24 protein-coding genes are annotated in these 22,383 nt (G+C 65.9%); 8 read left to right on the forward strand and 16 right to left on the reverse strand.

The genetic code is table 11. The features are described from left to right. Positions 1–125 precede the first annotated feature (125 nt). Positions 126–359 carry a hypothetical protein gene (locus tag F614_RS0103895; protein ID WP_018866512.1) on the reverse strand — a complete coding sequence of 78 codons (234 nt, stop codon included), beginning with the start codon at positions 357–359 and terminating at the stop codon, positions 126–128. A 138-nt stretch (positions 360–497) separates the two neighbouring features. Between F614_RS0103895 and F614_RS0103900 the strand changes: the two genes are divergently transcribed. From F614_RS0103900 to F614_RS0103925, 5 genes are all read left to right on the forward strand, one after another. Further along, positions 498–1,817, forward strand: coding sequence for a rhodanese-like domain-containing protein (locus F614_RS0103900; RefSeq protein WP_019558311.1), 1,320 nt, complete (start codon positions 498–500; stop codon positions 1,815–1,817). 407 nt (positions 1,818–2,224) lie between these two features. Continuing rightward, positions 2,225–2,836, forward strand: a complete 612-nt coding sequence (locus F614_RS0103910; RefSeq protein ID WP_019558312.1) for a TetR/AcrR family transcriptional regulator — start codon at positions 2,225–2,227, stop codon at positions 2,834–2,836. A gap of 37 nt (positions 2,837–2,873) precedes the next feature. After that, on the forward strand, positions 2,874–3,365 hold the full coding sequence (locus F614_RS0103915) for a DsrE family protein (protein WP_018877952.1): 492 nt from the start codon (positions 2,874–2,876) through the stop codon (positions 3,363–3,365). Positions 3,366–3,437: 72 nt separating this feature from the next. Then, positions 3,438–3,938: a DsrE family protein gene (locus F614_RS0103920; RefSeq protein WP_026329802.1), complete on the forward strand. Its 501-nt coding sequence runs from the start codon at positions 3,438–3,440 to the stop codon at positions 3,936–3,938. A gap of 368 nt (positions 3,939–4,306) precedes the next feature. Beyond that, positions 4,307–5,347, forward strand: coding sequence for a GGDEF domain-containing protein (locus tag F614_RS0103925; RefSeq protein ID WP_019558314.1), 1,041 nt, complete (start codon positions 4,307–4,309; stop codon positions 5,345–5,347). A gap of 39 nt (positions 5,348–5,386) precedes the next feature. On the opposite strand, the gene F614_RS0103930 is transcribed toward F614_RS0103925, so the two are convergent. From F614_RS0103930 to F614_RS0103950, 5 genes are all read right to left on the reverse strand, one after another. Beyond that, positions 5,387–6,154: an ABC transporter permease gene (locus tag F614_RS0103930; RefSeq protein ID WP_018866517.1), complete on the reverse strand. Its 768-nt coding sequence runs from the start codon at positions 6,152–6,154 to the stop codon at positions 5,387–5,389. Further along, positions 6,151–7,119 (reverse strand): daunorubicin resistance protein DrrA family ABC transporter ATP-binding protein, encoded by a 969-nt coding sequence (locus F614_RS0103935; protein ID WP_018876200.1) that lies wholly within the window; start codon positions 7,117–7,119, stop codon positions 6,151–6,153. Before F614_RS0103935 ends, F614_RS0103930 begins: the two co-directional genes overlap by 4 nt. Before the next feature lie 95 nt (positions 7,120–7,214). Then, positions 7,215–7,625 carry a large-conductance mechanosensitive channel protein MscL gene (gene mscL, locus F614_RS0103940; protein ID WP_018880792.1) on the reverse strand — a complete coding sequence of 137 codons (411 nt, stop codon included), beginning with the start codon at positions 7,623–7,625 and terminating at the stop codon, positions 7,215–7,217. Positions 7,626–7,705: 80 nt separating this feature from the next. Further along, entirely contained in the window at positions 7,706–8,053 is a 348-nt protein-coding gene (locus F614_RS0103945) for an antibiotic biosynthesis monooxygenase (RefSeq protein WP_019558315.1), read from the reverse strand. A 119-nt stretch (positions 8,054–8,172) separates the two neighbouring features. Continuing rightward, positions 8,173–8,538 (reverse strand): rhodanese-like domain-containing protein, encoded by a 366-nt coding sequence (locus F614_RS0103950; protein ID WP_019558316.1) that lies wholly within the window; start codon positions 8,536–8,538, stop codon positions 8,173–8,175. Between the two features lie 177 nt (positions 8,539–8,715). Between F614_RS0103950 and F614_RS0103955 the strand changes: the two genes are divergently transcribed. Next, positions 8,716–10,047, forward strand: coding sequence for an ethylbenzene dehydrogenase-related protein (locus F614_RS0103955; protein WP_019558317.1), 1,332 nt, complete (start codon positions 8,716–8,718; stop codon positions 10,045–10,047). A gap of 287 nt (positions 10,048–10,334) precedes the next feature. On the opposite strand, the gene F614_RS0103960 is transcribed toward F614_RS0103955, so the two are convergent. From F614_RS0103960 to F614_RS0103980, 5 genes are all read right to left on the reverse strand, one after another. Then, on the reverse strand, positions 10,335–10,637 hold the full coding sequence (locus tag F614_RS0103960; protein WP_018866523.1) for a DUF3817 domain-containing protein: 303 nt from the start codon (positions 10,635–10,637) through the stop codon (positions 10,335–10,337). Between the two features lie 87 nt (positions 10,638–10,724). After that, entirely contained in the window at positions 10,725–11,006 is a 282-nt protein-coding gene (locus F614_RS0103965) for a hypothetical protein (RefSeq protein WP_019558318.1), read from the reverse strand. A 166-nt stretch (positions 11,007–11,172) separates the two neighbouring features. Then, positions 11,173–11,607 carry a DsrE family protein gene (locus F614_RS0103970; protein ID WP_018876203.1) on the reverse strand — a complete coding sequence of 145 codons (435 nt, stop codon included), beginning with the start codon at positions 11,605–11,607 and terminating at the stop codon, positions 11,173–11,175. 318 nt (positions 11,608–11,925) lie between these two features. Continuing rightward, complete coding sequence (locus F614_RS0103975) at positions 11,926–13,560, reverse strand: methyl-accepting chemotaxis protein (RefSeq protein WP_019558319.1); 1,635 nt, start codon at positions 13,558–13,560, stop codon at positions 11,926–11,928. A gap of 313 nt (positions 13,561–13,873) precedes the next feature. Beyond that, on the reverse strand, positions 13,874–14,512 hold the full coding sequence (locus F614_RS0103980; RefSeq protein ID WP_019558320.1) for a hypothetical protein: 639 nt from the start codon (positions 14,510–14,512) through the stop codon (positions 13,874–13,876). 276 nt (positions 14,513–14,788) lie between these two features. Between F614_RS0103980 and F614_RS0103985 the strand changes: the two genes are divergently transcribed. Beyond that, on the forward strand, positions 14,789–15,211 hold the full coding sequence (locus tag F614_RS0103985) for a rhodanese-like domain-containing protein (protein ID WP_018866527.1): 423 nt from the start codon (positions 14,789–14,791) through the stop codon (positions 15,209–15,211). Positions 15,212–15,345: 134 nt separating this feature from the next. On the opposite strand, the gene F614_RS0103990 is transcribed toward F614_RS0103985, so the two are convergent. Then, the gene (locus F614_RS0103990) at positions 15,346–15,825 is read right to left on the reverse strand and encodes a cupin domain-containing protein (RefSeq protein WP_018866528.1); all 480 of its coding nucleotides are present in this window, start codon (positions 15,823–15,825) and stop codon (positions 15,346–15,348) included. A gap of 607 nt (positions 15,826–16,432) precedes the next feature. After that, positions 16,433–17,014: an OsmC family protein gene (locus tag F614_RS0103995; RefSeq protein ID WP_018866529.1), complete on the reverse strand. Its 582-nt coding sequence runs from the start codon at positions 17,012–17,014 to the stop codon at positions 16,433–16,435. Between the two features lie 134 nt (positions 17,015–17,148). Here F614_RS0103995 and F614_RS0104000 point away from each other — a divergent pair, with 134 nt between their 5' ends. Further along, complete coding sequence (locus tag F614_RS0104000) at positions 17,149–18,204, forward strand: GlxA family transcriptional regulator (protein WP_018866530.1); 1,056 nt, start codon at positions 17,149–17,151, stop codon at positions 18,202–18,204. Positions 18,205–18,255: 51 nt separating this feature from the next. Here the strand turns inward: F614_RS0104000 and F614_RS0104005 are convergent, their stop codons facing one another. From F614_RS0104005 to modB, 3 genes are all read right to left on the reverse strand, one after another. Next, entirely contained in the window at positions 18,256–19,347 is a 1,092-nt protein-coding gene (locus F614_RS0104005; protein ID WP_019558321.1) for a tetratricopeptide repeat protein, read from the reverse strand. Between the two features lie 1,234 nt (positions 19,348–20,581). Then, positions 20,582–21,688: a molybdenum ABC transporter ATP-binding protein gene (gene modC, locus F614_RS0104010; RefSeq protein ID WP_019558322.1), complete on the reverse strand. Its 1,107-nt coding sequence runs from the start codon at positions 21,686–21,688 to the stop codon at positions 20,582–20,584. Further along, entirely contained in the window at positions 21,685–22,377 is a 693-nt protein-coding gene (modB, locus tag F614_RS0104015) for a molybdate ABC transporter permease subunit (protein WP_018876220.1), read from the reverse strand. The genes modC and modB overlap by 4 nt, the downstream gene beginning before the upstream one ends. Between the last annotated feature and the right edge of the window lie 6 nt (positions 22,378–22,383).

The raw sequence follows: 22,383 nt of genomic DNA on the forward strand, positions 1-22,383 counted from the left end.
GTGCCCTCTGTTCCCCGATCCTGCGTTGCGCCGCTTGCGGGTAGAACCACTACCCGCTGCACGACGCGCCTTGTCTCGGAAAACAGGGGGCGCCAACGCGGACGTGCGATTCAATCAGCGTCTCCTTAAAGGCCGATCAGTTCGGCGTGCACACCGGAGGCGGTGACCGTGTCCAGCAGCTTGCGGCTGTTGATGCGTTGCGGGTCGTACTCCACCACCATCAGGTGCGGGCGTTCGTCGTGGCTGGACGCGGCCATCACGCCCGGGAGTTCGCGCAGGGCATCCTGGATGCGTTCGCGGGCCGCGTGGTCGGTGTCTTCGTCGATGTGGATGGTGACATCCGCCATATGGGTGCTCATTGCGGGCTCCTTCGGCCGCGGGGCCGTGTGCCTACAACATGAATATAGACGCTGCCGGAGGCGGCTCAAGCACCGTGCCTGGCTGCCGCCGCCGCGGAGGGCTATGGTGAAGGGATGGATACGAACCGGAGAATCACCATGCGAGCGATCTGGCTGGGGCTGGCCCTTGCCGCGGTGGGCAGCAGTGCCGCGCAGGCCGATGTGCTGACGGGCGACACGCTGCTGGAGGCGGCGAACGCGGAGATCACCAACATCGACCAGGAGGGCCTGCAGGACCTGATCGCCAGCGAGCCCGACCACGTGGTGATTGATGTGCGCACACGTACCGAGATTGATCACACCGGCGGGCAGATCCGCTCCAGCGAGACGCTGAATATCCCGCGTGGCTGGATCGAGTTCGAGGTGCCGGGCGAGATCCCGGACAAGGACACGCCGATCGTCGTCTACTGCGGCCAGAACCTGCGCAGTGTGGCCGCCGCGCAGACCCTGCAGCAGATGGGCTACACCAATGTGTACAACTACCCCGGGGGTTTCTTCGAGTGGAAAGACGCCGGGCTGCCGCTGTATGTGCTGGACAAGGCCCGCGACTCGTTCCTCTACGACCGCCCGCAGGAGGTGACCGACGGCGTCTGGTCCGCGATCGGCGCGACCCAGCCCTCCACCTACGAGAACTCCGGCCACAACAACAACCTGTCGTTCATCATCACCGACGACGGCGTGGTGGTGATGAACGCCGGCGACAACTACCTGCTGGCCAAGTCGCTGCATCAGGAGATCAAGAAGCTTACCGACCAGCCCGTGAAATACGTGGTGCTGGAGAATGCCCAGGGCCACGCGATGCTCGGCATGACCTATTGGCAGGAGCAGGGCGCCACGGTCATCGCGCACAACGATGCCTGGCGCGAGATCGAGGCCAATGGTCAGGCGAGCCTGGAAGCGGCCGCCACCCGCACCCGCGACAAGGCGTTCATGACCGAGCTGGGCACGCCGGACGTCACCTTCGCCACCCGCCTGGACCTGGAGATGGGCGGTGAAACCATTCAGATCCTCTACCTCGGGCCGGGCCACGCGCCGGGCGATATCGCCCTCTGGGCGCCGGAGCGCAAGGTCCTGATCACCGGGGACCTGGCCTTCCATCAGCGCATGCTGCCGATCTTCGAGTACACCGATACCGCCGGCTGGATCGAGACCTGGCACGAACTGGAGGCCCTGGAGGCCGAGTACATCATCCCCGGCCACGGCGACCCGGTGAACGACTTCGACGTGTTGCGCCGCTACACCCACGATTATCTCGTGTACCTGCGCGAGGAGGTCCAGCGCATCCTCGACGAGGGCGGCACGCTGAACGATGCCTACAACATCGACCAGACCGCCTACCGCCACCTGGACACCTACGGCGAGCTGCATCGCCAGAACGCCGGCCGCGTGTTCCGCGCCATGGAGTTCGAGGACTTCTGAATCCCAATGCGGACCGTCCGGGTCCCTCGCCTGCGGGAAGCCAGCCCCTGCCGGTAGGGCGTGGGCAAGGCCTCAATCGCCGAGAGGGCTCGGCTCCTACTGGTCTGGAGCCAGCGTTTGCAGGAGGCCAGCCCCCTGGCCGATGGGGCGCTGGTCTGGAGCCAGCGTTTGTAGGAGGCCAGCCCCCTGGCCGATGGGGCGCTTGCAAAACCGCAATCGGCCGGAAACCCGGGCTCTTGTAAGGGCGAGGGTGTACGTGGATCAGCATTTCCCTGGGAAGTACACCGCGTACGCGAAGGTCGGTTGTGCGGAGAATGGGTCCTGGCGAGAAGGCAGTGCCGGGTCGCATGTGGCATTTCCCATATCTTCGCGCTAAATTAGAACGAACGTTCGGTTCGGTATTCGCGATGACAGAGAACCCGAAGCAATCCGTGCGCGGCGCCGCGCTGCGCAAACTGGTACTGGATACCGCGCTCGAGCGGTTCAGCCGGGATGGCTATTTCAATACCTCCATCCACGACATCCGTCGGCAGGCCGGGGTATCCATCGGCTCGATCTATCACCACTTCGGCAACAAGGAGGCGCTGGCCAAGGCGCTGTACGACGAACTGCTGCAACGCATGGACGCCGGCCTGGCCGAGGTGATGGAGCGCGAGAGCGGTTGCCGCGCACGCTGCGACGGGATCATCGCGTTCCTGTTCCGGGCCGCCACCGAGGCCCCGCAGACGATGCGTTTCGTGCTCGAGGCGCGGCACCGCGAGTTTCTTCCGGACGAGCCGCCGGTGTGCTCCTCGCAGCCGTTCCAGCGCATGCGCGAGTGCATCGAACAGGGCATGGCCGCCGGCGAGGTCCGGCCCATGGAGATCCCGGTGGCGGCCACCGCCGCGTTCGGTGGCGCCATCCGCCTGTTGCACCTGTACCTCGACGGCGTGCTCGAGAAACCCCTGGCGCACTACCTGCCCGAGACCCAGGAGGCCGCCTGGCGCGCCATCGCGATGCCTTCGGCCGAGTGCCCGTAACCCGTTCTGCTATCGATGGCCCCAAAGGAGAATCCCGATGAAGATCGTTGCATCCCTGTTCCTGCTGCTGACCCTGTCGCTGACCACCCTGAGCGTCCAGGCCGAAACCCCCACCGACGCCCGCGCCCTGGACGGCGTCGAGCAGGGTCGCGTCGTGTTCGACCTGAACAACAACGACCCGGAGATGCTCGCGCTGTATCTGATGGTGATCCGCGAGACCTTTGAAGACCTGACCGATCAGGGCGTGGACCCGGACATGATCCTCGCCTTTCGCGGGCGGGCCGTGACCATGGTCTCCGAGGATCGCGAGCGCTTCGACCTGACCGACTTCGACCATCTGGACGCGATCGAGGAGCACGTGGCGGCACTGAAGGAGAAGGGCGTGCGCATGGAATCCTGCGCCGTGGCCACCCGCCTGTTCGGCGTCGAGCACGGCGAGCTGCTGCCCGGCATCGAGCCGGTGCGCAATACCTTCGTGTCCCTGACCGGTTACCAGGCCCAGGGCTACGCGGTCATCCCGATCTATTGAGCCTGAAGGGTTCGGGTATCGAGCCCGGGGACGCAACACCCGGGCCTTCACCATGAAAGGAGGAGAACCACCATGCGAAATCGAATGCTGATCCTGTTGCTGGCCCTGCTGTTGCCGTTTGGCCTGGCCTCCACGGCGAGCGCCGAGGGCCTGGACAATCGCGAGGCCACCCAGGGCATCGAGACCATGCGCGCGGTCTACGACATGCGCAAGTCCGACCCCAACGTGATGCTGGCCTACCTGCGCGGCATCGCCACCAACCACGAGAACCTGCTCAAGGAGGGCGTGGAGCCCGATCTGCGCATGGTCTTTATCGCCGAGGCGGTCAAGTTCATCAACACCGACCCGGAGCCCGAGGTCGCGATCGATCACGCCGACACCCTGGAGGCGATCGCGAAGGCGGTGGACCGCCTGGACGAGCTGGGCGTGAAGATGGAGGTCTGCGCCGCCGCGACGCGGGCCTATGGTGTGGACAACGACACCATCCTGGATCCGATCCAGCCGGTACGCAGCGGCTTCATCGCGGTCATGGGCTACCAGAACCAGGGCTACGCGCTGGTGCCGGTTTACTGAGCACTTGCTGTCCCTGTTGGAGAAAGCTTGTTGTCGCGGAGATGCGCCGGCGGTCTTTTCCCGGATCAGGCAATGTCTCTGGTCGAAAAGCCGGTTCGGTCCCGAGTCGGTTATTGCCGTTCTTCGTCCGTCCGTGTTCGGCCCGGAGTCGTACCTTCTTCCTGCCCCGAGGGTGTCCAGGTTGCGTTTCCCGTAACATGAGAGGCAAATTCGCGAGTTTTTCTCTGTTCTAGAACCTTGCAGGCGTGTTGCGGTCATCTCAAGGCGAGACGCGCAGGCCATCATGCGCAGAGATAAATTGGAACCGCAGCACCCGGACGAGAGTCCTGGCGCTCGGCGCCTCCCTCCCAAGCCTCGGGACTGATGCAATGACCAGCGGTCGAGATTTGCTTGACGGGCTGGCCCACCTCACGGGCATTCGCAATGCTCAGCGTCTGGAATACAGTCTTCTCAAGACACTGGACAGCATTTACCAGTCGGCGCAGATCTGGGCGATCCAGCTCACTGCCGAGGGCCACCCCGAAAGCCTCCATTCCTTCGACCGCAAGCATGACACCGTGACCACGGTGCCGTTCGATCAGGAGCAACAGCCCATACCTGTCTGGCTGCTGGATCAGGCACTTGCGACCGGGGAGCCGTCAGAGGGAACGGACGAATCGGGGCGCCGGGTGTCGGTCTTTCCAATGTCCGGCCTCAAGGAATTCAGTATCTGCCTCGCATTCTCGTTCGATAATGCCAGCGACAACGAGTCGCTGGACGCGCTCTTGGTGCGTAGCTTCCTGTCGGTGTATCGCAACTTCGTCAAGCTGATTGATGACGCGCAGACGGACGAGCTGACAGGGCTGCTCAACCGCAAGACATTCGAAGACAACTTTCGTGAACTCGCGACAATCGGGCGCAGCACCCATTCACCGGAGCCTGCGGGGGGCCGCCGCGAGGAGCCCGACCCTGAAGAAACTGACGTCTGGCTGGCCGTGATCGATGTCGATGACTTCAAGAGGATCAATGACAGCTTCGGCCATGTGTATGGCGACGAGGTGTTGATCCTACTGGCACGGCTGCTGCAGCAGAGCTTTCGCCAGAATGACTTGGTCTACCGTTTCGGTGGCGAGGAGTTCGTGGTCCTCGCCGAAATCGCCAGTCCCGAGATGGCGGCGGCAACCTTCGGGCGCTTGCAGCGGGCGGTGGCGGACTATGCGCTGCCACGGGTCGGACGTGTTACCACCAGCATCGGGGTCACCCGCTTGCGTCCGTACATGACCGCAAGCGCCGTGCTGGACGAGGCCGATCAGGCGCTGTACTACGCCAAGGCGAATGGGAAAAACCAAGTTTGTCTGTACGACCAGTTGGTTGATTCGGGTGTGATTAAGCCCAACGTGATCGAGGCGGGTGAGATTGAATTGTTCTGACTCCTGCTGGTGGTTGTCGGCTGGGCTCCCTGCGCGTCGCTACCCGCGGGCCAGTCGGCGGTTGAGCGCATAGACCGACAGCGGCGCGAACACCCCGGCAATGCCCAGGGCCCAGGCCAGCGACCACAGGGCCGGCTGCAGGGCCGGACCGTCGGCGTTCATCAGGGCGCGGGCGGCCTCCGCCAGCAGAGAGACGGGGTTGGCCTGTACGAAGCCCTGCAGCCAGGTCGGCATCGTGTCCACCGGCACGAAGGCGGAGCTGACGAAGGTGACCGGAAACAGCGCGGTAAAGCCGAACAGCTGCACATGCTCCGGGTCGCGCGCGATTACCCCCACCAGCACCATCACCCAGGAAAAGGCCACCGCGAAGCTCAGCACCAGCGCGACCATCGCCAGCAGGTGCGCCCACGAGGTCTCCAGGCGGAAGCCGAGCAGAAACCCGACGATCAGCAGCAAGGCGATACACAGCAGTTGCTTGACCACGTCCGCCAGGATGCGTCCGGCCAGTGGCGCCCAGCGCGGGATGGGCAGGGCGCGAAAACGGTCGAACACGCCACGGGTCAGGTCGGTGTTCAGGCCGTGGCCGACGTACACGGTGACAAACAGCATGTTCATCACGATCACGCCGGGCAGCACGAACGCCAGATAGTTCTCGGGCGAACCGGCAATGGCCCCGCCGAACACGAACAGGAACAGCACCAGGAACAGGATTGGCTGGATCGAGTAGTCGCCCAGTTCCCAGGGATTGCGGCGTACCTGCACCAGGCTGCGCCAGGCCAGCGCCAGGGTCTGGTCAATGGCGTTCATGCCGCGTCCTCCCCGGCGTCCGGTTCCGCGTGGCCGGCGCCACTGCGCCCGGTCAGGGACAGGAACACATCATCCAGGCTGGCGCCGCGCAGCCCCAGATCGACCACCTCGATCCCGGCGTCGTCCAGGCGCCGCAACACGGCGGGAAGCAGCCCGGCATCCTGCACCGGCGCGCTGATTTGCGCCCCCTCGACCTGGGCCGGGCGTCCCGCGAGCCCGGTGACGATCCCGGCTGCGCGGTCGCTGGTCGCCGGGTCCGCCACTGTCACGTAGAGGCTGCGCGCCCCGACCCGGGCCTTCAGTTCGGCGGCCGTGCCCTCGGCGATCACGCGGCCCTGGTCCAGCACCACGATGGAGTCGGCCAGGGCGTCGGCCTCTTCCAGGTACTGGGTGGTCAGCAGGACGGTGGTACCCGCCGCCTGCAACTGGCGCACCCGTTCCCACAGGTCGCGGCGGGCGCGCGGGTCGAGGCCGGTGGACGGCTCGTCCAGGAACAGGATGCGCGGCCGTCCGACCAGGCTGGCGGCCAGGTCCAGGCGTCGGCGCATACCCCCGGAGTAGGTCTGCGCGGGGCGTCGCCCGGCCTCCTGCAGCGAGAAGTCCGCGAGCAGCGCGTCCGCACGGGCCCGGGCATCGGCGCGCTTGAGGCCCAGCAGGCGGGCGATCAGGATCAGGTTCTCGCGGCCGGTCAGCTTTTCGTCCACCGAGGCGTACTGGCCGGTCAGGCCGATAATCTCGCGAACTCGCGCGGCCTCGCGGGCCACATCGAACCCGCCCACGCGGGCCGTGCCGGCGGTGGGCGCGAGCAGGGTGGCCAGCATGCGGACCACGGTGGTCTTGCCGGCGCCGTTCGGCCCCAGCAGGCCCAGGACCTGTCCGGTTGGTACCCGCAGATCGACGCCGTCCACGGCCCGCGTGGCGGCGAAGTCCCGTACCAGTCCCTGTACCTCGATGGCGTTGTCCAAACCTGTCTCCTGATCGGCTCTCCACGCTCGGACGCGGGCGGGGCGACCGGGTTCCGCCGGACAGCCCCGGGTGGTTGGCACCCCAGATTTTTCCCTTAGCCGTCCTGGCGCGCCTTCAGCAGGTCCCGGATCTCGGCCAGCAGCTTCTCCTCGTTACTGGGGGCCGGGGGTTCCGCGGGCCGGGCCTCCTCCTTGTGCTGGAGGCGCGCGATCATCTTGATGGCGGCGAATACCACGGCCGCAATGATCAGAAAGTCCACCACGCGCTTGATGAACACTCCGTAATTGATGGTGACCGCCGCCACGCCATTCTCGGCCTCGCGCAGCACGATCACCAGATCGGAAAAGTCGACCCCGCCAATCAGCAGGCCGATCGGCGGCATCACCACATCCGATACCAGCGACGACACGATCTGGCCGAACGCCAGCCCGATGATCACGCCCACGGCCATATCCACCACGTTGCCGCGCGCCACAAACTGCCTGAATTCGCTCACGATGCCCATGCCCTATCTCCCTTCAGTGGGTAACCCTGAAGCTATAGTCCAGCACGGGGGTAGTTGCGCGACGGGCAGGGCGGCGAGCGTCAGTTTCCGTGTGCGCGGCGCGAGTCGTCCGGGGCCTGGTCGCGCTCGTGCATGCCGTAGTCGCGCACGACTTCGGCCACGCGCAGGCGATAGTCGGCGAAGATGCCGCCGCGCCCGGCCGCCTGCACCTGACGGTGTTCCTCGAGGTTGCGCCATTCCCGCACCGCGGCCTCGTCCCGCCAGAAGGACAGCGACAGCACCTTGCCGGCCGTGCTGAGGCTTTCGAAACGTTCGATGGAGATGAATCCGTCGACGTCCTTCAGGTGTTCGCGCAGGCTCGCTGCCGCATCCAGGTAGTCCTGCTTGCGTTCGGAATGGGGCTCGACTTCAAAGATCACGGCAATCATGGCGGTTTCGCTATCAGAAAGACGAGGGCCGATTTAACCATGCGCGCAGGCGCAAGGTGGAAGCTGCGCCCGCCCGCGGAGGCTCGGGCGCACGGCCTGTCATCGATCAGGGGGCTTTCTCATTTTTCCGTGGTGTCATCCGGGTCCTGATAGGCGCGCAGTCCGCCCGCGATGGACTGGACATTGGTATAGCCCATATCCACCAGCTGGGCCGCCGCCAGTGCCCCGCGGTTGCCACCATTGCAGAAGCAGACCAGGGGCGCGCCCTTGTCAGGCACCACCCCCTCGATCTGGCGGGTGATGGAATCCAGCGCAACGTTGCGGGCGTTCGGAAGGCTGCCCTTCTGGTACTCCTCCGGTTCGCGCACATCAATGGCGATGGCACCGGATGCCAGGTGGTCGTCTACCTGTTTCGGTTCAATTTCATCGATGCGCTCGCGCGCGGCCTGTGCGCGTCGGAGAAACGCTTCGTCGTGGTGATCCATCCAGGTCTCCTTCGTTGAGGGTTTGTTGAGGGTGTGCGGCTCCTGCCGGGTGCGGGTGCCAGCGTTGCACGGCCTCTGGCCGTGATCTCTGTCGGGACACCCGGCAGGAACTGGCTAATTCCCTTGTGGTCGTAGGGAGTTCAAAATATCTTCAAAGCCATATATAGGGAGAGCCACATGAAGAAAACGCTGATGGCCCTTGCGGTCGCCGCCGCCTGCCCGGCTCTGGCACTGGCCGAACCCCGTGTCGTGGACACCGATCGTAATGTCTTTATTCCCGCCGAAGAGGATGCCCGCGCGGTTCTGCGGGTCGCCGCGGTCTATAACGACGAAGACTTCCGCATCCATTACGAGTACGAGACCGATACGCCCAGCTGGTATCACCAGGTCTGGCGCTACGAGGATGGCGAGTGGGTGCGCTACGGATCCGGCGGCCCGGGGCCGGACGAGCACGGCCTGTACGAGGACCGGATCTCCATGATGCTGGACGACGGCAAGGTGGAGGGTTTCGACCGCATGGGCGGATGGATGACCGCGCACGACGGTATGCGCAGCCTGACCTCCGAGGTGGACGCGGATGCCGTTCGCGAGCATCCCAAGCTGGGCGGCGACCTCGGGCGCAGCGACGTGCGCAAGTACCTCCCGCAGACCCGCGTCACGGTGGATCCGGAAGAGGTCTCCTGGGATCAGGTCATCGATGACGAGGCCCTGGAACAGTTGCAGTCCGACGGTGTGTTCCTCGACCTGTGGCAGTGGCGCTCCCACCGCAGCCACCCGATGGGCTACGCGGACAACAACTACGTGCTGCACTACCGCCTGTCGTCCGAGGGCACCAGCATGTTCACGACCAACTGGGATGACGACGCCGATCAGCCTGCCTGGATGTTCGATCCGGAGCAGGTCGGAGCCCCCGCCCTGGAGTGGGAGGCCCTGATCGCCCGCGAGTACGGCCAGGACGATGCTTATTACATCCACGAGGGCAACGCAATCGCCTTCGATCCGGACCACGACTGGCAGGAAGGCGATGTGATCCCGCAGCGGTTCCTGCGGGAGCCGAGCGGCAGCCGCGGCGCGATCCGTGCCGATGGTGGCTACGAAGACGGCGCCTGGCGGATTGCACTCACCCGCACGCTGGAGGCCCCCAACGCCCGGGACAGCAAGACCCTGGAACATGGCGCGTCCTACAACGTCGCCTTCGCGGTTCACAGTGCCGCGGGCGCGCGCTGGCACCTGGTCTCGCTGCCGATGACCCTGGGGCTGGAAGACGGGGAGGCCGACATCGTCGCTCGCCGTGTCGATGGGGACCTGGACGAAGCCGACCTGGAATGGACCGAGGTGGAGGTGTTCTACCCGGGTCAGATCACCTATCAGTTCCTGCACAGCGACGACCACCCGGGCGGCACGCTGGTGCGCGAGGGCGAGAAGGGCGTGCGTGATCAGCACGATCTAGACACCCTGCCGGGCTTCATCGTCGACATGGAGCAGCAGCTCCTGCGCGACGCAGACTGAGCCGGCGCGGGTCGGCACCACGCGCGCTCAGACCCGGACTCGTCTGGTGTCGACACTCTCGGCCGTGGAAGGGGTGCGCCCGACGCCCTTGCGCCACCAGACGTGCAGGGCAAGGCACAAAGCCTGACGTCGGGTCTCCTGCGCTCCGTCGTCCCGGACGCCGCGCAGCGGTGATCCGGGGTCTCCGCCGGTGGGGCGGGCGCGGTCGGTGGCAAGGCCGGCGTGGGCGCTCCCGGCTCTGCGCTTCGCTGAGGCCGGGATGACGCCGTGTGGGGCTGTGCCGCGTGTCAGGCCGTCTCGGCGTTGCCGGTGGGGGTGGTTTCGCGGCGGATCAGGTAGTCCACGTAGAGGAAGCCGAAGGGCACCACGCCGAGGAACAGCACCAGCAGCCATTTCCAAACCGGCCAGCCGCTCAGGTGGCTGGCCATCACCGACGCCGCGCCGTAGACGATGAACAGGATGCCGTGGACCCAGCCGACATAGGTGACGGCCAGGGGCATGTCCGCATAGGTGCGCAGCGGCATCGCGATAAACAGCAGGGTAATGAGCGACAACCCCTCGAGGACGCTGATCAGGCGGAAGAATTTCATGGGCGGGACCGGTGGATCGGGAAACGCGGCGGAGGGTAGCACGAAGCGCGACGGGCGCCACGAAATGGACCTGGCAGTGTGGTCGGGTTAATTCTTGCGCTGGTTGCGCGCGGATTGTGCGTAGTCCCTGGCCCGGGCGCGGATCTCCTCGAAGAACAGCGCCTCCCAGCGGGTGTTGCGCTCGTCCCGTGACAGAGGTCCTGTGTCCTGTTGCTCGCGAGCCAGGCGCGTGTCGGCCTCGGCCTCGGCGTCATCCAGGATCTGCTTGAAGCGATCCCGTGCCGCGGCTGCCTTCGGATCGATTCCCTGGCGCTGCAGGACGTTGGCCAGCAGCGCCCCGCCTTTTTTCCACTTCGACCAGAGTCTCACAGCGACGCTCCTCCCAGTAGTCGTCGGCGTGCATCCGGGGTATACCCGAGGACCGAAGAGGTCCGGACAATCGACATCTTACCGGGCCAAGCGGCCTGTTGGGATCCTGGTCTACCAACAAAAAAGGCCCTCCGAAGAGGGCCTCGTCATCACTACCAGCGAGTGATCAGTTCGAGAAGAAACGCACGTTCGGATCAGCCATGTAGGCACCGACTTCTTCCGGATCGGCCGGCGTAATGCCGTCAAGCAGGTCGGCCTCGGTGTAGTCCGTGTTCGGCAGGAAGATGGCGCAGGTCTCGACGGTCGCGCCGTTGTTGAGCAGGTTCATCATCAGTTGCTGCGCATTCCGGTCTGCCGGCTGCATGGTGGCGCCGTCGAAGTCTTCGGTCGCCATCTTCGCGGCAGGACCGCACAGCAGCACACGGATTTCCTGACCCTGACGCATGCTTTGGTTGGCCAGAACCATGGACATGAACTGGGTGTGATCATCGGCCGAGGTGACACTGACGAACAGCTTGGAGGGCTCGTCCGCCTGTGCGGTCGCGCCTGCACCGGCAAGGGCGATAAGGGCGGAAGCGGCTAGTGTCTTGATGGCTCGCATGGAGTCTCCTGATCGTTTCGAAAGTGGAAGAGTAGAAAATAAGCAGATTCTAAAACGTATTGCAACAAGAATGCGTCTAGAATGCGATTACAGTGAGAGCGGTCATGAAAACGTCATCGAATGACGACGTGACCCGGGCGGCTGGAGAATGCGATCCTCGAGGAACGTGGGAGTTCCCCGTGCGCCGAACACAAATTCTGTTGTCGGCGAAGGCCTGGTCTCGTCGCGGGACCAGATAGTCCGGACGATGTCTGAACGCCTGCAGGGGCAGGCCCGCGGGCCCTGGAGCGGGCCTCGCGGGTGACCAGAATGCGAGGGTTACGCGATGCGGTAGGCGGAGGCCAGGTCGCGTACGCGCGAGGCGATATCCGCGACCTCCTGGCTGGCGGTCGCGGTCTGGCGCGAGCCATTGGCGGTGTCGCCGGTGATGTCGTTGATCGCGTAGATGTTGCGGTTGATCTCCTCGGCCACGGCGTTCTGCTCTTCCGCGGCGCTGGCGATCTGCGTGGTCATGTCGCTGATCCGGCCGACGGCCTGGACGATGGATTCCAGCGCCTGGCCGGCGCGCTCGGCATCGTTGCTGGTGGCCTCCGCCATCTCGCGTCCGCGACCCATCGCGGTGACCGCGTTGCGGGTACCGGCCTGCAGGGCCTCGATCATCGCCTGGATGTCGGCGGTGGAGTCCTGGGTGCGCGAGGCGAGGGTGCGGACCTCGTCGGCGACCACCGCAAAGCCACGACCCTGTTCGCCGGCCCGGGCGGCCTCGATCGCCGCGTTCAGGGCCAGCAGGTTGGTCTGCTCGGCGATCCCGCGGATCACGTCCAGCACCGAGCCGATCTGCTGGCCCTTCTCGTCCAGGTTGCGCACGGTTTCTTCGATGGTGGCGACCTCGCCGGACAGGCGGCCGATGTCGCTGACCACCGTACGCACGACCTCGCCCCCCGAGCGGGACTCCTGGTCGGCTTCCTGGCTGGAGGAGGCGGCATCGGAGGCGTTGCGCGCGACCTCCTGAACCGTCGCGGCCATCTCGTTCATCGCGGTCGAGACCTGCTCGGTCTGCGAACGCTGCTGGTCGATGTTGCCGTCGGTCTGCGCGCTGACCGCGGACAACTGCTCGGCGGCCGAGGCCATCTGGTCGGTCAGGGTACGCAGCTCGCGGATGGAATCCTGGAACTGGTCGAGCATGCTGTTCAGGGCGGTCGCGGTCGCACCGATCTCGTCGTTCGCGGTGACATTCACCCGGCGCGACAGGTCATGGTCGCCAGCAATCCCCTCCAGCGTCTGGCGCATGTGCGCGATCGGGAGCGCTACCGAGCGATAGGTCCACACCCCGGTAATCACGACCCCGATCAATACCACCAGCATCAGGGCGCCGCTGCGCACCAGCACCTGGGTGTAGAACTCCGATACCCGTTCGGCCTCCGCGCCGGCGACCTCGATCTGCAGGTCGACCAGCTCGGTGATCTGGTCGCTGATCGGGTCGATGCTGTCGTACAGCGGGCCGTTGAAGGCGTCGAGCTCGCCCTGCACATTGCCGGACATCCCGCCCAGCGCCGCCTCCAGGCGATCCAGGTCGGCGTTGGCCGCGCGGAACAGGGAGCGGGCGCCATCGGCGAGTTCCTGTTCCCGGGGCGTCAGCGTCGTGGCCAGGTAGGCCTCCCAGATCGTGGCGATCTCCGTGCGCGCCTCGCGCACGTCGGCCAGGGCCTCTTCCGCGGTCATGCGCCCGGCATCGGCCTTGTTCACGGCATCGATAACCAGCACCGCGTAGTTGTCCGCGATGGTCTTCAACTGCTGCAGGGGCACGACCCGGTCGTGGTAGATGTTCTGCACGCCTTCTTCGATATTGGCCGTGCCGCGGGCCGCCAGGGCGGCCAGCAGCAGGAGCGCGGCCACGGGTACCACGATGGTGATGACCAGCTTGGATCGAACGGAGAGCGAGCGGAGGTTCATGGGCGGGTCCTTGTATGGCCTGGAAGGGGTAAGCCCGAGGTACCGGGCCGGGGGAATGCCGATCCATGCAGGCGTCCGTGCCCCGGGTATTCCGGGGGCGGGCGTCGTGCGCGGACGGCTGCGGTGTTACCGGCAGGCGCCGCGCCTTGTTGGCGCGCATGGCAGCGGACGCCACCGGCGGCGGCATTGCCCTGATGACAGCTTAAACGGCCCCGCGCGCCAAACCTTGAGCCACATCAACCGCGCCGAGTGTCCCTCAAGGTGGCGGGACGCTGGTCGGATCGGTGCCCGTGGTCCTGGCCCGGGCGCCGTCTCATTCCGGGTCGCGGTCGCGCTCGCGGTCGCGGCTCGACGCCAGTGTCTCGCGGATCCGCCGTAGATCGCGCACGTACTCCAGCATGGCCATCATGGCGTCGGCGAACAGGTAGGCCCCGAACAGGATCATCCCGGCCGCAAAGAGCCCGGCCAGCGGCCACAGGAGGGCTGCAAGCACGGCCAGTGCCCAGCCGATTGCTTCCATCTGTTCCGCTTCCAGCCCGAATGCGGCTACGGCTGCGCCCGCGAAGGGTTCTGCGGCCGTCAGGGAGATCACCGACAGGGCCACCGCCAACAGGACCACGCCGGTTGCCAGCAATTCGCCCGCCAGCCGCATGCAGACGACAACGCAGGTGATGGCGGGATAGTCCCGGGTATCCAGTGCTCCCAGTGCCCGGGCGCGGCGCCACAACAACGCGACCCAGGCGAGCACGGCTATCCCGAACAGGATCTGCAGCAGGATCAGGGAGACGAGCGGCCACGGGAGCTCCGGTGTCTCCTGCGCCAGCATCCAGAAGGCCAGCGAGGCGAGCAGTCCGCCGAGGCCCGTCAGGGCGGCGATTCCGCGAAGCGCCCAGCCGGCCAGCCGTTGCAGGGGAAGCGTGCCTTCGGTTCCACCGGTAGTCTCGTCGGTCAAGGGGGCCTCCATGGGGGGGCGATTGCCCTTGCGATAGTGCCCGAAAATCGCTTCGAGCAGGCGAGAGACCGGTGATTCGGCCGGCGCGTACAACCACGGGGCCCAATGCATGCGGCATGGACTGGTGTGTGGAGGCGCTGCAGGGCCAGCGCGCGTGCGCGTCGGGCTTCGGGCCTTTTGCAATCATGCGGTGTTTCGCGAAATCTATCGGAACTAGGGGCGCCTGCTGAAGCGAACCCCGTGCGCCCTCACAACCCCGACGCAAAAGGAGCCTGCATGGTGAACGAGACGGACGATCCAAAGCTGGAGATCAGCGTCAACGCGGCCCGCGAGCTGGTGGATATTGGTCTGGCGGTGCTGCTGGATATCCGTCAGCCCTTCGAGCTGGAACTGGAGGGCGAGGTGGAAGGGGCGGTCCCGGTGCCCCTGTTCCGCCTGAAGCAGCTACTGGGTCGGGGCCTGTCGGAGGAAGAGCAGGAGCTGCTGGACGCGGACGAGCCGGATGATCGCGACTTCCAGCACTTCATCTCCCTGATTAACCGGCATCACGTCACCCAGGACCAGATCCTGCTGTGCCTGTGCAACAGCGGCCGGCGCAGCCTGCGCGCCGCCGAACTGCTGCGGGACCTGGGGTATACCCGCTGCCTTTCGGTTCGCGAAGGCTTTCGCGAGTGGCCCCGCGACGCCGCTACCGAATAAGGCGCGTACTCGCCTCCCTGCCTCGTTGCTGGCAATGCGCCGGCTCTCGGCGCATTGCGCAAAGGCTTGTCGTTCTGCCCGCCCGTTGGAACGAGCCCGGGGCGTCAAGCCCGGATGGCAGGGATCGGCTGGCCTCAGTGACCGTGTGTCTCGTGCGCGTCCACCGGTTCTTCGAACGCGATGAACAGGATGCAGTCCTCGTCCGAGATGCAGTGGGTGGTATGCGCCAGTCGCGCAGGGCCATAGGCGTAGGTCCCGGGCCGAAGCACTACCGGTTCCTGATCGTCATAGTCCACCTGCATCTCGCCCTGGACCAGCACCATGCGCTCGGCGCTGGTGTGCCAGTGATGGGGCGCGGTGCTGTTGCCGGGCAGCAGGAAGAACACATCGGCGTTGGGCTCGGCCGGGTCGCCCTGGAGGACGGCCAGGCGGCAGTCGTCGGGCATGAAGGCCGGGCAGGGGTTCCATTCGAGATCGGGGGCGTCCGGCGCCCAGATAAAGGCCTGGCCGTCGTCGGCCGCCAGGCTCGCCAAGGGGGCGGCCAGGGCGAGCGCGGCGGCCCATGCAGCCAGGCGGCGAAGCGTTCCCGTGGGCCGGATCGAGTGGTCGTACATGAGGCACCTCCTGGGGTCCATGGCTTGGCCGGCCGCGGGCCGGGCGTAGCCTTTTCTCCGTCATGGGCCCCGCCACAGGGATGCGTGCGCGCGGCCTTTATCCAGGATTCTGGCTTGGCCCGGTCGGGGTGGCTTCCACAATCTTGCGGCGGGGGAGCGGATGTTGCGGTTACCACGTCGCACCTTCGCTACTGCGGCAGTGGTTCCGTACGCGCGCACCGAGGGGGCCGTACCGAAGGGGTCAGACCATGCCTTTTGCCCGTCCCGTGTTGCGGGCACAAGAGCCAAGGTCTGCCCCCCCGGTTGCCCGTGGGAGCCTGCTTGCAGGCGAAGCTCCTGCCCGTGCTGGATGTAGCAGGGGCCAGAGCCTCAATGGGTTGGCATGAAGCGAAAGGCAAGGTCGGACCCGTTGATTCTGCGGATCGCGCCAGCCTCGAATAACGGTGGGGAGCGAAGATGGGTCTCACGTTCGCGCCTTCGCTATAGCGCTGGACCGTCCCTGGTCCAGCCTTGGCCTTCGCAGCAGACGGCGGCGCGTACTGCTGGCGCCGCCGTCACCCTGTAAACCGGGTCGCTTGCAAGGGGCGCGTTCACCCAGGCGCTGACGTCAGGCCGCCGACCGCCCGGCATGAGAGACCCGTTCGATCCTGACGGGGACCGGTCGGCAGACCGTGTTGCAGACCGGCGAGTGGTCCTGCGCAAACCCGAGCAGGTCGTCCAGTTCTTGCTCGCTGCAGTCCGCGTCGATCTGCATCTGGATGGCGATGTCCTGGTAGCCCGCAGGGACCTCGTCATTAAGCGCCAGAAGACCTTCCAGATTGATCGTTCCTTTCAGCTCGGTCGAAAGCGAATGGATACGAATACCCCGGGCGGTGGCGTGCAGCACGGTCGTCGTGGTCACGCATCCCGCCAGTGCATGGAGCAGGTATTCAACCGGGTTGGCGCCCTCGTTTTTGCCGAGTAGTACCGGCGGTTCCCCGTTGGTGAATTCCCACCCGGTATCCCGCGAGGCGTCTTCGGCACCCGCACCATAGAAGTCCTTGATGGTCGATCGATTCTCGCCTCCGCTGATCCAGGTGTTGCGGGCGCGGAACTCGAACTGCGCGAGTTCGCGGTTGTCCTGCAGGGCCTGCACGGTCGTGGTCATCTGATCCACGTTCAGGCCGTTCATCGTGTTCTGCGTGTTCATGGCTGTTCTCCGTTTGAGAAGGGACCATTGCGCGCCATCGGATGGTGACGCAGCTTTAGGCTATAACCGGGGAATCGACCGCATAAGCGGCAGACGAGCCAGAAGCGTGGCGTTCGTGCCACCGGAGGACGCAGATGAGCCGCTCGGACATGCCTGTCGAGGTGCTGATCGTTGCCGTCCCCGAAACCGCAGGTTCCGCGCTGTACGGCATGGTGGACGTGCTGTCGGCCGCCGGGAATCTCTGGCAACGCCTTCGCCATGAGCCCGTCAGCCAGGCCGGGTTTCGGGTGCGCATCGTCGCCCGCGAACGCAAGCCTTTTCTGTGCGGAAACGACATTCCGGTGCAGCCGCATTGCGCGATTCGCGACCAGCCGGAGGCGTCCATCGTGATCCTGCCCGAGCTGTGGCTGGGCCCGGATGAATCCTTCCATGGCCGGTACCCGGAACTGATGCGCTGGGTTCGCGACTGTTACGAGGGCGGGAAATCGATCTACTCGGCCTGTTCCGGCACCATCATGCTGGCCGAAACGGGTCTGTTGGCCGGGTGTGCCGCCACCTCGCACTGGGGGTATCAGGACCTGTTCCGGCGCGACTATCCGGAAGTACGATTCCTGCCCGAACCCAATCTGGTCCTGGCGGACCCATCGGGGCGGATGGTCAGTGCCGGGGGTACCACGTCCTGGCACGATCTGGCCTTGCATATCATCGCGCGCCATCTGGGCCCGGTGGAGGCCATCCGCATCGCCAAGGTGTATCTACTCAAGTGGCACGATGAAGGCCAGGGGCCTTATACCCCGCTGGTGCTGAAATCCGACCATACCGACGCCCGAATGCGGCAGTGCGAGGACTGGCTGGGCCAGCATTTTGCCGAACACTCCGCGATCCGCTTGCTCACCGAGGAATCCGGCCTGGCCGAACGCACCCTGAAGCGGCGTTTCAAGCAGGCCACCGGCGTATCCCTGGTGCATTACCTGCAGAACCTGCGTATCGAAAGGGCCAAACACCTGCTCGAGACTACGACGATGTCCATCGAGGAGATCAGCTTTGCTGTCGGATACGAGGATGTATCGTTTTTCCGTGAGCTGTTCCGGCGGCTGACGGGCACCACGCCGGGCCGGTATCGCAGGCTCTTCTTTCCGGGCGTGGACTCCAGCACGAGGCTGGACAGCCCGGACAAGGCCGCGAGCTGAAGGCTGGATAGGGTCAAGGTGGGTACCCCCTTCACGGGCCGACCGGGGCGACTAGCGCGAGGTCTCGGCCTTGCGCGCCTCGGCCTCGCGGCGTTGCTCCGGTGTGAGCTGCTGGTGGACGTAGTCGCGGGCCTCCGCGGCCGGCTTGTGGCCTTGATCGGCGGCGCGCGCGAACCAGACCCAGGCGCCCGGCAGGTCGGCCTCCACGCCACGGCCCTCGGCGAGTACGATGCCCATGTTGTACTGCGCCGGCGCCAGCCCCTGCCGCGCCGAGGCCAGGTACCAGGCGGCCGCGGCCGACTCGTCCTGAGTCACTCCAAGCCCCCGTTCCAGGAGGACACCCAGGTTCGCCTGGGCCTGGGGATGGCTGGCTTCGGCCGCGGCGCGATACCAGTGGGCCGCCGCCGTCAGGTCTTCCTGCGTGCCGTTGCCGTCGCGGCAGAGGTTGCCCAGGCGGGCGGCTGCGTCCGGGTCTCCGGCCTCGGCGGCTTGCCGATACCAGTGGGCGGCCCCGGTCATGTCCGTTGCCACACCGTCGCCCTGTTCCAGGGCCAGGGCGAGGTTGAAGGCCGCGTCGCGGTGTCCCGCCTCAGCGGCCCGGGCGTAGTACTCGGCTGCCGCGGCCCGATCGCGCGCGCATCCGCTGCCTTGCTGATGCGCGACACCGAGACTGTTCAGGGCGTCGGGGTCGCCGTGCTCCGCGGCGCGTTTCCACCACTGGACGGCCTCGGTGGCGGCGGCCTCGTCGCCCGCGTTCTGCAGCAGCACGGCCAGGTTGTTCTGCGCCACGACGTGACCCGCCTCGGCCGCGTGCCCGTACCAGTGTCGGGCCGCCTCGGTATCGGCCGGGTCGGCCTTCTCCGCCATCACCCCCAGGTTAAAGCTGGCATCGCTCAGTCCCTGCGCCGCGGCCTGTTCCCAGTACCCGCGCGCACGCTCGGCATCGGCCTCCAGCCCCAGGCCGTCGGCATACAGAATCCCCATCCCCAACTGGCCCCAGGCCGAGCCGGCCTCGGCACTGGCCGCCCAGAGCTCCCCGGCGGTCCGATAGTCGCCCCGTTCAAATGCGGCAAAGCCGTCCTGATCGGCTTGGCTCGGCCCTTCGGGCTGTTCCGGATGCGGCGGGTTGGCAGGCGTACCCATGGCGGTGGTTCTCGCTGACAGTGTTTGCGGAGCGCCCGAGCATACAGCCTGGGTACCCGGCCGCAAGCAACCCCGGGCGCTGACCGCACGTTGCGGAACGGAAACGATGGGTCTCCTCGTCTTCGTCGCCCCTCTGAGGTTTCATCACGACGGAGAAGCAAACACCGTCATCGCGAGGCGCGTAGCGCCGTGGCGATCTCTGTGGATGTCCTTGGCGCTGATCGAGGCGGACGTCTGGGGTCGCGTTCGGAGATGGCCACGGCCCCGGCGGGGCCTCGCCATAACGCGGCAGGGAACGTGGGTGTCCTAGTCTTCCGCTCTTGTTCCTAAGCCGTTAGCGCGCGTTTTCTGCAGCTACGCGGCTGGCTGCCCGTTTTCTCTGTGCCCATCGAACCGCATCTTTTGTACGGCGTCCAGCACGCACCTAAGGGGTCAGGCCTTGCCTTTTGCCCCTGTCGTGGCAGCACGCACCTAAGGGGTCAGGCCTTGCCTTTTGCCCCTGTCGTGGCAGGGAGGCAAAAGGCAAGGTCTGACCCCTGTGCCCCAGATCATCCAGATTCCTAGACAAAACCACCTTATAGAGTGGACCGGTAACTTCGTTCTCCAAGATATCTACGTGCTTCTCCCAGTTCTCTTGCCAGAACTTGCTGCCCCGATTAACACAGAGCCACGCACAGGAGAAGACCACGCCTAGGCAGGATAGAATCACAGACAGATCCTGTTTGTTCTGTGCTCCTGATGCTTGTATAGCAAGAAATCCGGCGAACGTGGCGCCAATAAACGTCCAGAAGTAGGTGGCCCTTCTCCAGTAAAGGTCAATCTCAAACTTGCGGATATCTTGCGCCCGCTCAAGAGCTTTCTCCTCCTTCCCTCGAAAGTACTCTGAGTACTGCTCAGGGGTAATCCGCCGGGTTGTTGTTTCTTTTTCAGTTTTGCTCATAGGCTCGAATTACCTTGCCAGCTAACAGTGATTAGATAGCGCGCACGGATATTGGTTGAACGTGCGCGCTATATATCCCGGATGAGGCGGCGGCCAGAATGGGCGTGTATTCAGCGGGTTATGGTGCATGCGCGACGATGGATCCTGGATATGTTGCGGCGTGGATAGGTTGCGGGAGGTGGTAGGTTGGGTCTGCGCCGTATTGCATGGCAGTTGGCTGGATTCTGGCACGAGCGTTGTGGGTGTGCGAGCCGGTCGGTGGATGGTCGGTTTCGCGGCGTACGCGAGCGCCGTTCAGTCGAGAAACGCTACCGACTTGACGAGGGCGTGGGCACGAACACCGGGCTGTAGACCAAGGCGATCGGTAGATAACTGCGTCAGCTCCGCCATCAACGTCTGCCCATCGTCCTGCCGGCACACGGCAAGTACGCGTGCTGGCCCATGGTGCCCAGGCGCCTCATCCAGCGACTCAATGGTCACGGGGATGATGTTGAGGATGGAGACGTCCTGGGGTGGAGTCAGGGCGATGGAGACGTCGCGGGCGTCGATGCGGAGGCGGGCCTGTCGTCCGGCGCCGTTGGTGGAGCCGGGGGTGGCGGGGACGCGATAGCGGGCGTCCGGGGGGCCGAAGGGGTGCAGGCCGTGTTCGTCGGGCGGGCCGAGTTCGCCCTGGAGGACGGAGACGGCGCCTTCGTCGCGGAACAGGGGTGAGTCGGCGCGGGCCAGCGCATCGCGCAGGGGTTCCAGGCGTTCGAGCTGGCCGTCGTGCATGAAGGCGACGCGGGTGGCGAGGCGTTCGACCTCGTCGGGGGCGTGGGTGACGAGCAGGCTGGGGATGCCGGTCTCCTCGGACAGGCGGGCGAGGAAGGGCATGATCTCGCGTTTGGTCTGGGTGTCCAGGGCGTTCAGGGGTTCGTCGAGCAGCAGCAGGTCGGGGCTTGTGAGCAAGGCGCGGCCGAGGGCGACGCGCTGGCGCTGGCCGCCGGAGAGCTGGTCGGCGCGGCGCTCCAGCAGGTCGTCGATGCCGAGTAGCCGGGCGACCTCGTCCAGGTGCAGGCGGCGCAGGGGCTCCGGCGTGCGCTTGTAGCCGTAGAGCAGGTTGCCGCGCACGGACAGGTGCGGGAGCAGGGTGGATTCCTGGAACACGAGGCCGACGCGGCGGCGGTGCAGCGGGACGAAGGTCTTGCCGGACTGCCACGCGGTATCGCGAAAGTGCACCTCGCCGCCGGGCGGGTGTTCCAGCCCGGCGATGATGCGCAAGAGCGTGGTCTTGCCGCAGCCGGAGCGGCCGAACAGGGCGGTGACGCCCTCCAGCGGAAAGGCGGTGTCCACGTCCAGGGCGAAGCCGGGGCGTTCCAGCCGGGCCTTTATGCGCAGCGTGTCGGGCTCGGGCCGGGTCACAGGCGCACCGTGTCGAAGCGGCGGTTGATCGCGTAGACGATGAACAGCACGGCGAAGGCGAAGACCAGCAGCCCGAAGGACAGACGGTGGGCGGAGTCGAAGTCCATCGCCTCGGCGTGGTCGTAGATCAGGATGGACAGCACCTGGGTCTCGCCGGGGATCGCGCCGCCCAGCATCAGTATCACGCCGAACTCGCCGAGGGTGTGGGCGAAGGCGAGCGTGGCGGCGACGATGAAGCCGCCGCGGGTCATCGGCAGGATCACGGTCAGGAAGCGGTCGATGCGCCCGGCGCCCAGCGAGCCGGCGATCTCCACCGGGCGGCGGCCGAGGTTGGCGAAGGCCTGCTGCAGGGGCTGCACCGCGAACGGCAGGGAGTAGATCACCGAGCCGATCAGGATGCCCTGAAAGGTAAAGGCCAGGTGGTTCAGGCCCCAGCTCTCCAGCGTGCTGCCGACCGGCCCGGCCGGGCCAAGCAGGACCAGCAGGTAGAAGCCCAGCACGGTGGGCGGCAGCACCAGCGGCAGGGCGACGAGGGCCTGCACCGCGGTGCGCACGCCGGGGGAGCCGCGCCCGTTGGCCAGCCACCAGGCGATCGGCGTGGCGATCACCAGCAGGATCAGCGTGGTGTAGAGCGCGAGCTTGAGGGTGACCTCGATCGCCATCCAGTCCGTGGGGCTCAGGTCGAACATGGGTGC

It is taken from the genome of Thioalkalivibrio sp. ALE12 (assembly GCF_000381105.1).
Lineage (GTDB): Bacteria > Pseudomonadota > Gammaproteobacteria > Ectothiorhodospirales > Ectothiorhodospiraceae > Thioalkalivibrio.

Coding starts and splice junctions, on each gene's coding strand:
- F614_RS0103895 (WP_018866512.1), bottom strand. CDS start 359: ATGAGCACCCATATGGCGGATGTCACCATCCACATCGACGAAGACACC.
- F614_RS0103900 (WP_019558311.1), top strand. CDS start 498: ATGCGAGCGATCTGGCTGGGGCTGGCCCTTGCCGCGGTGGGCAGCAGT.
- F614_RS0103910 (WP_019558312.1), top strand. CDS start 2,225: ATGACAGAGAACCCGAAGCAATCCGTGCGCGGCGCCGCGCTGCGCAAA.
- F614_RS0103915 (WP_018877952.1), top strand. CDS start 2,874: ATGAAGATCGTTGCATCCCTGTTCCTGCTGCTGACCCTGTCGCTGACC.
- F614_RS0103920 (WP_026329802.1), top strand. CDS start 3,438: ATGCGAAATCGAATGCTGATCCTGTTGCTGGCCCTGCTGTTGCCGTTT.
- F614_RS0103925 (WP_019558314.1), top strand. CDS start 4,307: ATGACCAGCGGTCGAGATTTGCTTGACGGGCTGGCCCACCTCACGGGC.
- F614_RS0103930 (WP_018866517.1), bottom strand. CDS start 6,154: ATGAACGCCATTGACCAGACCCTGGCGCTGGCCTGGCGCAGCCTGGTG.
- mscL (WP_018880792.1), bottom strand. CDS start 7,625: ATGGGCATCGTGAGCGAATTCAGGCAGTTTGTGGCGCGCGGCAACGTG.
- F614_RS0103945 (WP_019558315.1), bottom strand. CDS start 8,053: ATGATTGCCGTGATCTTTGAAGTCGAGCCCCATTCCGAACGCAAGCAG.
- F614_RS0103950 (WP_019558316.1), bottom strand. CDS start 8,538: ATGGATCACCACGACGAAGCGTTTCTCCGACGCGCACAGGCCGCGCGC.
- F614_RS0103955 (WP_019558317.1), top strand. CDS start 8,716: ATGAAGAAAACGCTGATGGCCCTTGCGGTCGCCGCCGCCTGCCCGGCT.
- F614_RS0103960 (WP_018866523.1), bottom strand. CDS start 10,637: ATGAAATTCTTCCGCCTGATCAGCGTCCTCGAGGGGTTGTCGCTCATT.
- F614_RS0103970 (WP_018876203.1), bottom strand. CDS start 11,607: ATGCGAGCCATCAAGACACTAGCCGCTTCCGCCCTTATCGCCCTTGCC.
- F614_RS0103975 (WP_019558319.1), bottom strand. CDS start 13,560: ATGAACCTCCGCTCGCTCTCCGTTCGATCCAAGCTGGTCATCACCATC.
- F614_RS0103985 (WP_018866527.1), top strand. CDS start 14,789: ATGGTGAACGAGACGGACGATCCAAAGCTGGAGATCAGCGTCAACGCG.
- F614_RS0103990 (WP_018866528.1), bottom strand. CDS start 15,825: ATGTACGACCACTCGATCCGGCCCACGGGAACGCTTCGCCGCCTGGCT.
- F614_RS0103995 (WP_018866529.1), bottom strand. CDS start 17,014: ATGAACACGCAGAACACGATGAACGGCCTGAACGTGGATCAGATGACC.
- F614_RS0104000 (WP_018866530.1), top strand. CDS start 17,149: ATGAGCCGCTCGGACATGCCTGTCGAGGTGCTGATCGTTGCCGTCCCC.
- F614_RS0104005 (WP_019558321.1), bottom strand. CDS start 19,347: ATGGGTACGCCTGCCAACCCGCCGCATCCGGAACAGCCCGAAGGGCCG.
- modB (WP_018876220.1), bottom strand. CDS start 22,377: ATGTTCGACCTGAGCCCCACGGACTGGATGGCGATCGAGGTCACCCTC.